At 66.7% G+C, this 12,432-nt stretch carries 13 protein-coding genes; 5 read left to right on the top strand and 8 right to left on the bottom strand.

All coding sequences use genetic code 11. The annotated features are described in order from the left end of the window. Nucleotides 1–296: 296 nt before the first annotated feature. From FXF75_RS22005 to FXF75_RS05155, 5 genes are all read right to left on the bottom strand, one after another. Nucleotides 297–443, bottom strand: a complete 147-nt coding sequence (locus FXF75_RS22005) for a hypothetical protein (protein ID WP_205427199.1) — start codon at nucleotides 441–443, stop codon at nucleotides 297–299. Between the two features lie 79 nt (nucleotides 444–522). Beyond that, a complete protein-coding gene (locus FXF75_RS05170; protein WP_163520436.1) occupies nucleotides 523–1,464 on the bottom strand; it encodes a DUF1028 domain-containing protein in 942 nt (313 codons plus the stop codon). Nucleotides 1,465–1,510: 46 nt separating this feature from the next. Beyond that, nucleotides 1,511–1,852: a hypothetical protein gene (locus FXF75_RS22410; protein ID WP_375335529.1), complete on the bottom strand. Its 342-nt coding sequence runs from the start codon at nucleotides 1,850–1,852 to the stop codon at nucleotides 1,511–1,513. 326 nt (nucleotides 1,853–2,178) lie between these two features. Then, nucleotides 2,179–2,430 carry a hypothetical protein gene (locus FXF75_RS05160; RefSeq protein WP_163520435.1) on the bottom strand — a complete coding sequence of 84 codons (252 nt, stop codon included), beginning with the start codon at nucleotides 2,428–2,430 and terminating at the stop codon, nucleotides 2,179–2,181. Between the two features lie 192 nt (nucleotides 2,431–2,622). Continuing rightward, nucleotides 2,623–3,402 (bottom strand): alpha/beta fold hydrolase, encoded by a 780-nt coding sequence (locus FXF75_RS05155; RefSeq protein WP_163520434.1) that lies wholly within the window; start codon nucleotides 3,400–3,402, stop codon nucleotides 2,623–2,625. Nucleotides 3,403–3,610: 208 nt separating this feature from the next. Between FXF75_RS05155 and FXF75_RS05150 the strand changes: the two genes are divergently transcribed. Together FXF75_RS05150 and FXF75_RS05145 are read left to right on the top strand one after the other, a co-directional pair. Continuing rightward, a complete protein-coding gene (locus FXF75_RS05150) occupies nucleotides 3,611–3,856 on the top strand; it encodes a hypothetical protein (RefSeq protein WP_163520433.1) in 246 nt (81 codons plus the stop codon). Next, a complete protein-coding gene (locus FXF75_RS05145; RefSeq protein WP_163520432.1) occupies nucleotides 3,853–6,114 on the top strand; it encodes a CDC48 family AAA ATPase in 2,262 nt (753 codons plus the stop codon). The genes FXF75_RS05150 and FXF75_RS05145 overlap by 4 nt, the downstream gene beginning before the upstream one ends. Nucleotides 6,115–6,242: 128 nt before the next feature. Here the strand turns inward: FXF75_RS05145 and FXF75_RS05140 are convergent, their stop codons facing one another. The 3 genes from FXF75_RS05140 to FXF75_RS05130 all read right to left on the bottom strand — a co-directional run bounded on the left by FXF75_RS05140 (nucleotide 6,243) and on the right by FXF75_RS05130 (nucleotide 9,140). After that, nucleotides 6,243–7,169 carry a hypothetical protein gene (locus FXF75_RS05140; protein WP_163520431.1) on the bottom strand — a complete coding sequence of 309 codons (927 nt, stop codon included), beginning with the start codon at nucleotides 7,167–7,169 and terminating at the stop codon, nucleotides 6,243–6,245. Between the two features lie 121 nt (nucleotides 7,170–7,290). Next, nucleotides 7,291–8,487 (bottom strand): DNA primase small subunit PriS, encoded by a 1,197-nt coding sequence (priS, locus tag FXF75_RS05135; protein ID WP_163520430.1) that lies wholly within the window; start codon nucleotides 8,485–8,487, stop codon nucleotides 7,291–7,293. Nucleotides 8,488–8,648: 161 nt separating this feature from the next. Further along, complete coding sequence (locus tag FXF75_RS05130; RefSeq protein WP_163520429.1) at nucleotides 8,649–9,140, bottom strand: N-acetyltransferase; 492 nt, start codon at nucleotides 9,138–9,140, stop codon at nucleotides 8,649–8,651. A gap of 209 nt (nucleotides 9,141–9,349) precedes the next feature. On the opposite strand from FXF75_RS05130, the gene FXF75_RS05125 reads away from it, so the two are divergent. From FXF75_RS05125 to FXF75_RS05115, 3 genes are all read left to right on the top strand, one after another. Next, nucleotides 9,350–9,772 (top strand): archease, encoded by a 423-nt coding sequence (locus FXF75_RS05125; protein ID WP_163520428.1) that lies wholly within the window; start codon nucleotides 9,350–9,352, stop codon nucleotides 9,770–9,772. Nucleotides 9,773–9,838: 66 nt separating this feature from the next. Next, nucleotides 9,839–10,942, top strand: coding sequence for a DoxX family protein (locus FXF75_RS05120; RefSeq protein ID WP_163520427.1), 1,104 nt, complete (start codon nucleotides 9,839–9,841; stop codon nucleotides 10,940–10,942). A gap of 5 nt (nucleotides 10,943–10,947) precedes the next feature. Continuing rightward, nucleotides 10,948–12,429 (top strand): RtcB family protein, encoded by a 1,482-nt coding sequence (locus tag FXF75_RS05115; protein WP_163520426.1) that lies wholly within the window; start codon nucleotides 10,948–10,950, stop codon nucleotides 12,427–12,429. Nucleotides 12,430–12,432: the final 3 nt, after the last annotated feature.

The following is a 12,432-nucleotide window of genomic DNA, read 5'->3' as shown; positions in this document are numbered from 1 at the left end:
CTCGACAGTGAGAATCACAGCTATCGAACGAAACGAAGCTATGGCTCGGAGTCGAACGTACTCGGAAAGGAATATGGAAAGGAAAGCGGAAAACGCGGGGGTGAAAAAGCCCCGCGAACCGCTTGCCGCCCTGAATTGGTCCCCGCTGACGCTTCGGCCCTCCAAGCGAAGCGTCAACTGGAACAAAACGCCCTACGAACTTAAACCTAACGCCGCCGGAACCTTGTACCGATTCCGGGGCTGAACACCAGTTTCGGAACCTCCACCGTGAAACATTCCGAAAAACGTTAGACAGCCTATATGTGTTCCTCTTCAAGGACCCAGCCGAGCGCTCGCTTGTAATACGTGAACATCTGTCGAACTCCCTCGTGACGCATGTTCTCGTCGTCGAGTTGCTCCTTCAGGAACTCGTACTGCTCGCGGATTTCCTCTTCGTCCCTCATGTGCCGACGATTCGGCTTCGCGCGTAATGAGTTCGGTGGGATTCCCCGAGAGACGGAACGAACCCTCTCACCGACTCCGCTACTTCCGGTCGAGGCGCGAGAGACCGTGCCAGATGGCATCGACCATCCGGTCCTCGCCCTCGCCGTCGGCGTCGGTCCACCCGCGGGCCAGCGCGTCCTCGATGACCGCGAGGTCGTGGTTCTCGAAGTTGTTCATCCCGCGGAACGCTTCGAGCGCGTCGCGGTCCCCGTCGCCGAAACTCCCGACGGAGTCGTTCGCGGGTTCACCGCCGTCGTAGAATCCGAGGTCGGCCAGCGTCTCCGCGACTTCCGCTGCCGTCTCGCCCGAGAGTTCACGTACGTCCTCGGGTTCCTCGCGTTCGAGCAGGGTCACGTCGTAGATTTTGAACGCGCGTTCGAGTTCGTCGATAGGTTCCTCGTGGTCGTCCACGCGCACGTCTATCCAGCGGTCGTTTTTGCCGTCGTACCCGCCCTCGGGCTTGGCGACGTAGAGGGCCGCGCTCTGTTCGCCACGCTTGTCGCCGCCCGCTTCGTTACCGGCGTGGAGGGCCGCGAGGAGCTTCTCGGGCAGGCCGCCCTCGGTCTCCTCGTAGGCGGTCTCCATCGCGCGCAGCGTCTCCTCGTTTTGGAGGATGTTGCCCTGCACGGTGTAGGTCTCGCCCTGTCGGTCGCCCGCGACCTCGAAGCACTCCTCGCCGGTGAACGCCGCGACGGAGCCGTCCCGTCCGACGACGCCGACCTGGCGCTGGGCCGACTCCGGGTCATCGTCGGTCAGCGTCGCGACGACTTCCTCGGCCGACGCGCCTCCGCGGAGGAGGTCGAGACCGTCGGGACCGTAGGCGACGTTGGCGAAGCTCTGCGTCGCTATCGCTCCGGCGTCGGCGCTGGCGAACGGCACGACGGAGCCGACGCTGACGAACTTCGATTGAACCGCCACGCCGACCGCCTCGGTGTCGGGGTCGCGCGCGACGATGGAGAACGTGGATGGTCGCGGTTCCATGCCCGAACCGTCGGAAGCGACGACGAAAAGCGTTCGCCCGGCGGCGTCAGTATCCGGTTTCACCCCCGGCGTCGCCTCGGGGGTCTGGCCCGTCGCCAGCTCGCTTTCGGGCGGTGAGCGGTTGACGCTTCTCCAGTTCGCAGTCGAAGCTGGGATGCTCGGCGAAGTGATGCACGAGCATGTGACGACGCCCGCCGGTCAGTCCGGATTCGCCGACGTCCTCGGCGGTGAACTCGTCGGGCAGTCGGTCGTAGCGTCGCTGTAGGGCCGCGAAGCTCTCGAACACCTTGCGGTGACCCGACGAGTCCGCACACCGCCGGGCGACGACGTAACTTCCGTCTTCGCGATGGGTCCCGACCGTGCGGACGAACTCGCGGCGCTCGGTCAGCGCCTCGCCGAGCGCCGCGCGTAGTCGGTCGGCCTCGGCTCTAGTGAGTTCGTGAGTGTCTCCAGCAACTGTGACTGCGACCGTCTCGCGTGCGTCGGCAGAACCGTCACGGTCCCCGTCGTCCGGGTCGGGACGGGCCGAGTCGGAACGAGAGTTACACTCCGCGGAGAATTTCTCGACCAGCCGCCGACTGGCGACTTACTCTATCCTCGGACGCCTCGGTCGTGAGGCCGTGGCTCGACATAGAGTGTGTGTAACGAAAGCAGGATAATAAATGTCGGGGACCATCGACACAATCCATTACACACCCCCTCTCGCGGCGCGATTCACTGTTTCGCTGCCAGCAGCGCCGCGACGACGACGTTGTACACAACCAACCCCGCCAGCACCGCCCCGACCGAGAGCGCGACGAAGGTCGCGCCGACGACGACGCCGTCCCCCGGTTCGCGGGCGATTGCCACCGCGACGGCGGACGGCACGAGCAGTACGAACCCGAGCGGGACGCCGTACGCGCGCCAGAACGCCCGCGAAACTGGCACACGAAATTCGAGCAGTCGGCGCTCGCCACCCGGTTGCATACGTAAGTGTACTATCGTTTTCGGGCATAAGTTTTTAGGTAAGACCGGATTCCTGATTTCGGTATTCTGGCCCGAGACGGAGTGGGGAGAGTCTTACCGGTAGAAGTGGTGAGGAACGTCTTCTGGGACCGGACGGCACGACCATCGCGGTCACGGTGACCGTGTTTCCGACGCCCGCGCCGAAGACTCGCTTCAGACGTCGGCCGCGTCCAAGAAGTCCATAATCGCGGCGTTGAACCCCTCGGGTTCTTCGAGCATGGCGAGGTGGGCCGCGCCGCGGACTTCCGCGTACTCGCAGTCGGGAATCCCGTCGGCCAGTTCCTCGTGGTACGCCGGCGGAGTGAGGTGGTCGTGTTCGCCGACGACCGCGAGCGCCGGAACGTCGACGTCGCCGAGTCGGTCGCGCACGTCGAACGCGTGGCAGGACTCGAAGTCGCGGCGCGTAACGCGCCGGCCGACCTCTTTCATCGCCTCCGTAGAGAGTTGGATGTACCGGGAGTCTGCGTCGTGGAAGAGGCGGTCTTCGCCGTGGAGGAACTCGACTGCCCGGTCGAAATCCGAGTCGAGCCACCGGAGCAGGTCGTCCAGCACCGGGAGTTTCGCCCCCGTCCCGGCGAGGACGAGTCCGTCGAAGTCGTGGTCGCGCTCGATTACCAGTTGGAGAGCCACCGCCCCGCCGAGAGAGTTGCCGACTAACACACCCGCGTCGGTCTCCTCGGCGACCGCCAGCACGTCGTCGGCGTAGGCCGAGAGCGTCTCCCACCCGTGGTCGGCCTCGAAGTCCTCCGATTCACCGTGCCCACTCAGGTCGAGGGCGACGACCGGACGCCGACCGGCCAGTCGGCCGAGTTGCCCCTTCCAGACCTCGTGGGTACCGCCGGACCCGTGAACGGCGAGTAGCGGTGACCCCTCGCCGCCCCGGTCGGCGACTCTGTAGGCCGTGGCCCTCCCGTGGTGCGTAACCCGTTGCATGCCGACCTCTTCGCGCGGGCGAGACAACAAACCTCCGGTCGGCGGTTCGAGAGACTTCCGGAGGACGATTCGGGACCTCTCGGTCGGCGCTGCGGACGGTCCATACCCTGAACCGCAATTCATCACTAATCCCCCACACCGACGCCTTCCTGCGGTTTTTCAGGGAAAGCCTTAAGTACTAAAGTCCCTAACCTATAGTTAGCATCAAATGTCATTGAAGCACATCACCGAACGAGACGACGTGTTCGCCCGGCGCTACGACTACGGCGACGAGGAGGTTCTCGTGGCCGACCTCGGCGACGCGGGCGACGCGTCCGTGGACGTCCTCGGTAACGAGGCCATCGTGGTCTTCGAGGACGAGGACGGCACCCGCCAGATAGAACTCCAACTGCCCGACGGCGGGGCGGAAGCGTTTATCACGAACGGCGTTCTCACTATCGAGGTGGGACTATGAAACTCACTGTCAAGCCGTTAAAGCAGAAAGACGCCGGTCGCGGACTCGCCGCCGTGGACCGCCAGTCCATGCACGAACTCGGCGTCGAAAACGGCGACTACATCGTCATCGAGGGGAAGAACCAGAGTCGGGCGGTCGCCCGAGTCTGGCCCGGATACCCCGAGGACGAGGGGCGCGGCGTCGTCCGAATCGACGGCCAACTCCGTCAGGAGGCGGGCGTCGGCATCGACGACAAAGTCAGCATCGAGAAGGCGGACGTGAAGCCCGCCACCTCGGTCACCATCGCGCTCCCCCAGAATCTCCAGATTCGGGGCGACATCACGCCCCACATCCGGGACAAACTCAGCGGACAGGCCATCACGCAGGGCCAAAACGTCCCGTTCGGCTTCGGCCTGATGGGGATGGGTTCCGGACAGTCCATCCCGCTGAAGGTCGCCAGCACCAACCCCGAGGGGACGGTCGTCGTCACCGACTCGACGGAGATTAACGTCAGCGAACGCGCCGCCGAAGAAATCGCGCAGGGCGGCGCCGGCGGCGAAGGCACCCCCAGCGTGACCTACGAGGACATCGGCGGTCTCGAAGGCGAACTCGAACAGGTTCGAGAGATGATTGAACTGCCGATGCGTCACCCCGAACTGTTCAGTCGCCTCGGCATCGACCCGCCGAAGGGCGTGCTGCTCCACGGCCCGCCGGGGACCGGCAAGACCCTGATGGCGAAGGCCGTCGCAAGCGAAATCGACGCCCACTTCCAGACCATCTCCGGCCCCGAGATAATGTCGAAGTACTACGGGGAGTCCGAGGAGAAACTCCGCGAGGTGTTCGAGGAGGCCGAGCAGAACGCACCGGCCATCATCTTCATCGACGAACTGGACTCCATCGCGCCCAAGCGCGAGGAGGCCGGTGGCGACGTGGAACGACGCGTCGTCGCCCAACTGCTCTCGCTGATGGACGGTCTCGAAGAGCGCGGTGAGGTCACCGTCATCGCGGCCACGAACCGCGTGGACGCCATCGACCCCGCGCTCCGTCGCCCCGGCCGATTCGACCGCGAAATCGACATCGGCGTCCCGGACCGCGAGGGTCGCCTCGAAATCCTGCAGGTCCACACCCGCGGGATGCCCCTCGCCGACGGCATCGACCTCGAAGAGTACGCCGACAACACGCACGGCTTCGTCGGCGCGGACTTGGAGAGCCTCTCGAAGGAGTCGGCGATGAACGCGCTCCGGCGCATCCGCCCCGATATCGACCTCGAATCCGACGAGATTCCGGCCGACGTGCTGGACTCCCTGCAGGTCACCGAACGGGACTTCAAGGAGGCGTTGAAGGGAATCGAACCCTCGGCGCTGCGCGAAGTGTTCGTGGAAGTCCCCGACGTGACGTGGGACCAAGTCGGCGGACTCGAAGACACCAAAGAGCGCCTCCGGGAGACCATCCAGTGGCCGCTGGACTACCCCGAGGTGTTCGAGACGCTCGACATGGAGGCCGCCAAGGGCGTGCTGATGTACGGCCCGCCCGGGACCGGCAAGACCCTGATGGCGAAGGCCGTCGCCAACGAGAGCGACAGCAACTTCATCTCGATTAAGGGTCCCGAACTCCTCAGCAAGTGGGTCGGGGAGTCCGAGAAGGGCGTCCGTGAGATGTTCAGCAAGGCCCGCGAGAACGCCCCGACCGTGGTGTTCTTCGACGAGATAGACTCCATCGCGGGCGAACGCGGCGGCGGTCAGGGCGGCGGCTCAGAGGTCAGCGAGCGCGTGGTCTCCCAGCTCCTCACGGAACTGGACGGACTGGAGGAACTCGAAGACGTGGTGGTCGTCGCCACCACGAACCGACCGGACCTCATCGACAGCGCGCTCCTGCGGCCCGGACGGCTGGACCGTCACGTCCACGTGCCGGTGCCCGACGAGGACGCTCGCCGCGCCATCTTCGAGGTCCACACCCGCGACAAACCGCTCGCGGACGACGTTGACCTCGAGGAGTTGGCCGCACGGACAGACGGTTACGTCGGCGCGGACATCGAAGCCGTCACCCGCGAGGCGTCGATGGCCGCCAGCCGGGAGTTCATCAACAGCGTGGACCCCGAGGACATCGACGAGAGCGTCGGCAACGTCCGCATCAACGCGGACCACTTCGAGCAGGCGCTCGACGAGGTGACGCCGAGCGTCACCGAGGACACCAGAGAGCGCTACGAGGAAATCGAAGAGCAGTTCGACTCGGCCGACCCCGAGGCCGAGAAGGACCAGCTGGGCCGGACGTTCCAATAGGACCGTTTCCAGCGGGGGAGCGCCGACGGCGCTCTCCCTTGCAGATGTACTCTCACGGTTGTACAATTTTCTCGAACGAAATACTACGCCGAGCGTAGCGACTGCTGATTCTTCGGCTAGAAAACCGACTACTCCAGTTTCTCGGCCGCACCGCGTTCCACGAGCGGTTCGGCGTTCGCTTCGGGCAGCGTCACCACGTCCTCGCTGGCGAGGTCGTAGGTGCGCTCGTCCACGCCGAAAATCTCGCCCACGTCGTCGGTCAGGCGGACCGTCGTTCGCTCGTCCAGACCGTCGAGAGGGTCCGAATCGGATTCCGACGCCTCGCTCTCCCTCTCGGCCGACTGCTCCGCGTCGGCGTCGGCGACTGCGGCCGCCTCCGCGGTGGCCGGGCGCGCGCCGTCCGCGTCCGACTCGCCGGAGGGAGGCGTCGAGTCGGGGGTAGGCGAATCGGTGTTCGCAGCGGCGGACACCGCGTCCGTCGCGCCGTCGTCGCCGCCCATCACGTCCGCGGCGCTCACATCTTCGCTCGACGCGCTCGCGCTGGCCGTGGGCGCGTCGCCGGGGTCGGGTGCGGCCCCCGCGTCGGACGGCCCGGCGGGGTCCGGCGCCGAGTCGGCCGTCGCGGAGTCGCCGGGTGCGGACGTCGGCGAGGCCCCGACGTCGTCGGCCTCGCCCGAGAGGATGTCCAGCACGTCCTCCTTGTTGGACTCGATGCGCTCGACCAGTTCGGTGAACAGTTCCTGTTCCTCGCCGGTCAACCCCTCCTCGTCGGCGGGCATCCCCGCCGCCGCGAGGCTTGCGCGCTTGACGATTTTGCCGACCCGGCGCTCGTAGACTGCCTCGACCACGTCCTCGGCGGTGTGTATCTCGTCGGTCAGTCGGTTGACTTCGGGGTCGTCGAACGGACTCTCCGCGCGGTCGGCCGCCTGGTCGCGCTGGTCCTTGAGGTCGGCGATGTAGTCGGCGACGTCGGCGTAGAACGACTCCCGGAGGTGCTGGAGGCTGTCCTTCGACCGTTCCTTGCTCTGTACGGAGCGGAGTTCGTCCAGATTCATCGTCGTGCTGTCATGGTCGTTCTGTCACGTTCGTCGCGTTCGGTCGCGCCAGTTCTTCGGGGGTAGTCGCCGTTTCGTCGCGCGCTCGGTCGGTTTCCGTACCGCGAGGGGCCGCAGTCCGTCATTCTCTCCCCTTCTCGGCGCGGCCGCGCGCCATCAGGAAGACGGCCACGTATTCGGGAAGCGATACGTCACCTGCCGAGAGCGTAAAGCTTTCGCCGCGGAGTTCGACCGGTCCCGGGTCGGTCACCTCGACGGTCACCTCGTGGCCCTCGAACGTCTCGGGAACCGGGTCGCTGAGGGGGTCGAAATCGGCCACCTCGTCGCGGGGGATGCGAGTCACTTCGAGTCCGGTCCCGCCGTGGAGGCTTCCCGGCAGGCGGATGAGTCGCCGGAGGTCGGTGGTCACGGGTTCGTCGATGGCCGCCGACTGCTCGGCGACTACCTTCTGGGTCATCACCTTCGTCAGTTCGCGGATACCCTGCCCGCCGCGCTCGACGTTCCCGCTTTCGAGTTTCTCGTAGTCTTCGGACACCGCACCGAGGATGGTCTGCGCCCGACCGTCGCCGATGCCGTCGAACTCCTTGAGGCGTTCGAGCGCGTCGTCGTCTTCCATCGCCAACAGTTCGTCGGCCAGCGAGAGGAGTTCGCGGTGGACCCGGCGACCCCACCCGCCGTCTTTCTTGAGGACGCGCCGGGTCGCGGTGCCGCCCATCTCGACGCGCTGGATGGCGTCGCGTTCGATGCCCTCGCCCCGGATGTAATCCACGATTTCTCGGCGCTCGTCCCGGTTGAGTCCGCGGACGCCCTCGTCGCGGACGTGGACGTGGTAGCCTCGCCCGCCCGAGAAGACGACCGTCAGGTCCGAGAAGCCGAAGTCGTTCTCCAGCAGGTCCAGCAGGTTCTGCACCTCCTCCTTGCCCGCCGCGAGCATCTCGCCGTAGGCGTCCCGCTGGGGGTCCACGCCTTCGAGGTGGTCCGCGTCGATGTCGAACACGAGGTCGGAGTCGCGCCACCCCTTGGCTTCCATCTCGTCGGCACCCGGGTCCTCGTAGCGCCCGGCCGAGAAGTAGACGTGGCGCGGACGCTCGCGCTGGAGGAAGTCGCCGAGTTCGCCGAGTTCCAGCAGCGACTGGTGGCGGACCATCGTCGTCGCTCCCGAGGTCCACGGGATGTACCCCCACTCGCGCGCCTCCGGGTCCGGCGGCGGCGTCTCCTCGGACCCGCGTGCGTCGCCGGAGGACTCGGGGAGCCACTCTTTCCGGCGATAGTGGTCGCGGAACCGACCGCGGAGGTACGCTCGGGTGCGCTCTTCCATGCTGTCTGGGCTATGCTCGGGCCGCGTCTTTAAGGCTATCTATCCCCCGTCGGATTCGACGCCAGCGTCTGTTCGGACCGGACGACAGCGTCCGCTCGAACTCGACTCTCCCAGAGAACTCTCCTCGAACTCGCTCTACTGCCCCGCCGGTCTCGCCGCCGTCAGCCCCGCACGAACTCCGAGAGTCGCTCGGTGAAGCCGCCGCGGTCGCCGAGTTTCAGGTAGTAGGCGTCGCCGCCGTCCTCGTAGTAGTTCTCGATGTGACGCTCCACCTCGAATCCCAGATGCTCGTAGAACCCTAGCGCGTTCTCGTTGCTGGCGCGGGCGTGACAGGTGACGCTGTCGTGGTTCTCCGCGACCTGTCCCACGAGGCGTTTACCGACGCCTTCGCCGCGGAACTCGGGCGCGACCGCGAGAAAGAGAATGTAGCCGTCGCGTCGGACCGCCGCGAACCCCATCAGGTTCTCGTCGCCGTCGCCGTCGCGCGTCAGGAGGACGTACACCGTCGAGCGCCGGTAGGCGTCGGTGAAGAAGCCCTTGCGCTGTTTCAGGACGTCCTCGGCCTGCCGGATACGCTCTTTGAGTTCCCACGCGGCATCGACGTGACTCTCGTCGCCGGGGCGAGCGATTTCGGTATCGACGTTGACGCTCACTAGGTTGGCGTAGGTCCGTGGTCAATATAATTCCACCGCCCCGTCCCGGACGGCCGACTCCCGCCTCCCTCCCGGCGGCCGACGCCTCGCGGCCGGTTTCGGTTCCCCGCCTCCACCGGACGACGCTCCGAGGACTGCCGGACGCCGGGTGCGAACCCACCGTCGGCGAGAAAGCGAAACCTTTCCCGCGGGGTTCCGTGAGTGGGAGTATGAGCTACGAACTCCGCGACCACACCGCCGACGTGGCGGTGGCGGCGAACGCACCGACGCTCGACGCGGTGTTCGCCGCGGCGGCCGACGGGATGGCCGCGGCGATGTGCGACGAGATTCCAGAGATGGGCGGCGAGCGCTTCGAGTTCGACGTGCGGGCCGAGGGCCGCGAGGCGCTGCTGTTCGACTATCTGGACGAACTCATCTACCAGCGCGACGTACGCGGCGTCCTCCCCGTGGACAACGAGGCCGAGGTCCGGGAGGAACGCGAGGCAGACGGGGAGTGGGTGCTGGAGGGGAGCGCCCGCGGCGTTCCGCTCGCCGACGTCTCGGCGCGCGACCTCAAGGCGGTCACGTACTCCGAGATGGCGCTGGAGGAGACCGACGAGGGGTGGCGGGCCTACGTGGTCTTCGACGTGTGAACGAGACGCGCTTCGACCCGTGAACGAGACCCGGCTTTTACGGCCTGCGGGGGCGTCGAACGCGATATGAACTGGCGACGTCCGACGCTCCCGCTCTCGTTCGCGGTCCTCCTCCTCTCGGTCTCCGGGACCGCCAGCGCGCACGTCCGGTACGTGGTCGATAGCGCGGCCGACGTGAAGGACGCGCTCGCGTTCCTGCTGGACGTGGTCGCCGACCCGTTCAACGCCGCGCTGCTGGGCGGCGGTGCGCTCGCGGTCGTCGCCGCGCTGCTCGCCTACCTCCGGTTCCGCCCGGCCGAGCGCGACTTCGACGTCCTGCGCGAGACGCTCCGGGGCTACGGCGACCTCGTCCCGTGGATGCTCAGACTCTCCATCGGGCTTCCGCTCGTCGGCGCGGGGTTCGCGGGCTACTTCTTCAGTCCGGTCGTCCACGCCGAGGCGCGGGTCCTGCAGGTCGGCATCGGCTTCCTCCTGCTGTTCGGACTGGCGACGCGAGTGGTCGCGCTGGTCGGCCTGCTCGTCTACGCCTTCGGCCTGCTGGCCGACCCCGCGCTCGTCCTCGCCAGCGAGTACGTCGGCGGGTTCCTCGCGCTCGTGCTGCTCGGGGGCGGCCGACCCAGCGCCGACCAGATGCTCCAGCGGGTCGCCGACGCGGAGGGCACCCTCTACGGTCGCCTCGACCCGGTCCACGGAGCGGCGTCGTGGCTGAACGCCCGGACCGAACCGTACGACGAGTACGCCCCGACGCTGGTCCGACTCGCGCTGGGGTTCAACTTCTTCTACCTCGGGTTCACCCAGAAGCTGTTCGCGCCCGGCCCGGCGCTCGCGGTGGTCGAGAAGTACGACCTGACCGCCGTGGTCCCCGTGGACCCCGGTCTCTGGGTCGTCGGCGCGGGACTGACCGAGATGGCCGTCGGGTTCGCATTGTTCGTCGGCCTGTTCACCAGAGCCACCGCGGCGACGGCGTTCACGATGCTGACCCTGACGCTGTTCGGACTGGCCGACGACCCGGTGTTGGCCCACGTCACCCTCTTCGGGATGGTGTCGATGCTGTTCATCACGGGACCGGGTCCGCTCGCGGTGGACGACTGGCTAAGGGAGCGCGCGTCTGTCGACGCCTCGCGCGGCGAGACCGATGGCGAAACGTATTCCGGTAGGACGACCAACTGACGAGTATGACCGCGAACGACGACGGAGACACCACCTACGACGCCGGAGAGGTCACCCTCCGCAAGGTGCGCGACTACGTCTGGGAGATTCCGCAGGAAGGCGACATGCGCGCTCCGGCGCGCGTCCTCGCGAGCGAGACCCTGCTCGACCAGATAGCCGACGACAAGACCCTCGAACAGTTGCGGAACTCCACTCACCTGCCGGGCGTCCGGAAGTACAACGTCTGCATGCCCGACGGCCATCAGGGGTACGGCTTCCCCGTCGGCGGCGTGGCCGGAATCGACGCCGAGGAGGGCTGTATCTCGCCCGGAGCGGTCGGCTACGACATCAACTGCGGCGTCAGGATGATGAAGACCGACCTCACGTACGAGGACGTTCGGGGCCGCGAAGAGGAACTCGTGGACGCCCTCTTCGCGAACATTCCCTCCGGACTCGGCGGCGGCGGCGTCGTGGAGGGCGACATCGACACCGTGGAGGCCATCCTCGACCGGGGGATGGAGTGGGCGCTCGAAGAGGGGTGGGCCGTCGAGGAGGACTTGGCCCACTGCGAGGACGAAGGCGTGCGCCACGACAGCGACCCCTCGAAGGTGTCCCAGAAGGCCAAGGACCGCGGCAAGAACCAGATAGGGAGCCTCGGGTCGGGCAACCACTTCCTCGAAGTCCAGCGTGTGACCGACACGTATCTCGACGACGTGGCCGACGCCTACGGACTCGAAGAGGGCCAAATCGTCGTCCTCATCCACTGCGGGAGCAGGGGACTGGGCCATCAGGTCTGCACCGACTACCTCCGGGACATCGAGAAGGCCCACGCCGGGTTGCTCTCGCAGTTGCCCGACAAGGAACTCGCCGCCGCGCCCGCCGGGAGCCAACTCGCCGAGGACTACTACGACGCGATGTGCGCGTCCATCAACTTCGCGTGGGTGAACCGCCAACTCATCATGCACCGGACCCGGCAGGTGTTCGAGAAGGTCTTCGACTCGGACTGGGAGTCGCTCGGCATGGACCTGCTCTACGACGTGGCCCACAACATCGCCAAGAAGGAGACCCATTCGGTCGAGGGAGGGGAGGAGCGCGAACTCTACGTCCACCGGAAGGGCGCGACCCGCGCGTTCCCCGCGGACCACGAGGAGGTCCCCGGCGCGTACCTCGACGTAGGCCAACCCATCATCATCCCCGGGAGCATGGGCGCGGGGAGCTACGTCCTCCGGGGCGGCGAGGACTCGATGGACCTCACGTTCGGTTCGACCGCCCACGGCGCGGGCCGGACGATGAGTCGGACGCAGGCCAAGCAGGACTTCTGGGGCGGCGACGTGCAGGACGACCTCGAACAGGAACACATCTACGTCAAGGCACAGAGCGGCGCGACCGTCGCCGAGGAAGCGCCCGGCGTCTACAAGGACGTGGACGAAGTGGTCCGGGTCTCGGACGCGCTCGGCATCGGCGACAAGGTAGCCCGGACGTTCCCGGTCTGTAACATCAAAGGGTAGTCC

It is taken from the genome of Halorussus sp. MSC15.2 (assembly GCF_010747475.1).
Classification (GTDB): domain Archaea; phylum Halobacteriota; class Halobacteria; order Halobacteriales; family Haladaptataceae; genus Halorussus.
The sequence above is the reverse complement of the archived record's forward strand: the minus strand, read 5'-3'. Positions and strand labels throughout refer to the sequence as shown.

Coding starts and splice junctions, on each gene's coding strand:
- FXF75_RS22005 (WP_205427199.1), bottom strand. CDS start 443: ATGAGGGACGAAGAGGAAATCCGCGAGCAGTACGAGTTCCTGAAGGAG.
- FXF75_RS05170 (WP_163520436.1), bottom strand. CDS start 1,464: ATGGAACCGCGACCATCCACGTTCTCCATCGTCGCGCGCGACCCCGAC.
- FXF75_RS05160 (WP_163520435.1), bottom strand. CDS start 2,430: ATGCAACCGGGTGGCGAGCGCCGACTGCTCGAATTTCGTGTGCCAGTT.
- FXF75_RS05155 (WP_163520434.1), bottom strand. CDS start 3,402: ATGCAACGGGTTACGCACCACGGGAGGGCCACGGCCTACAGAGTCGCC.
- FXF75_RS05150 (WP_163520433.1), top strand. CDS start 3,611: ATGTCATTGAAGCACATCACCGAACGAGACGACGTGTTCGCCCGGCGC.
- FXF75_RS05145 (WP_163520432.1), top strand. CDS start 3,853: ATGAAACTCACTGTCAAGCCGTTAAAGCAGAAAGACGCCGGTCGCGGA.
- FXF75_RS05140 (WP_163520431.1), bottom strand. CDS start 7,169: ATGAATCTGGACGAACTCCGCTCCGTACAGAGCAAGGAACGGTCGAAG.
- priS (WP_163520430.1), bottom strand. CDS start 8,487: ATGGAAGAGCGCACCCGAGCGTACCTCCGCGGTCGGTTCCGCGACCAC.
- FXF75_RS05125 (WP_163520428.1), top strand. CDS start 9,350: ATGAGCTACGAACTCCGCGACCACACCGCCGACGTGGCGGTGGCGGCG.
- FXF75_RS05120 (WP_163520427.1), top strand. CDS start 9,839: ATGAACTGGCGACGTCCGACGCTCCCGCTCTCGTTCGCGGTCCTCCTC.
- FXF75_RS05115 (WP_163520426.1), top strand. CDS start 10,948: ATGACCGCGAACGACGACGGAGACACCACCTACGACGCCGGAGAGGTC.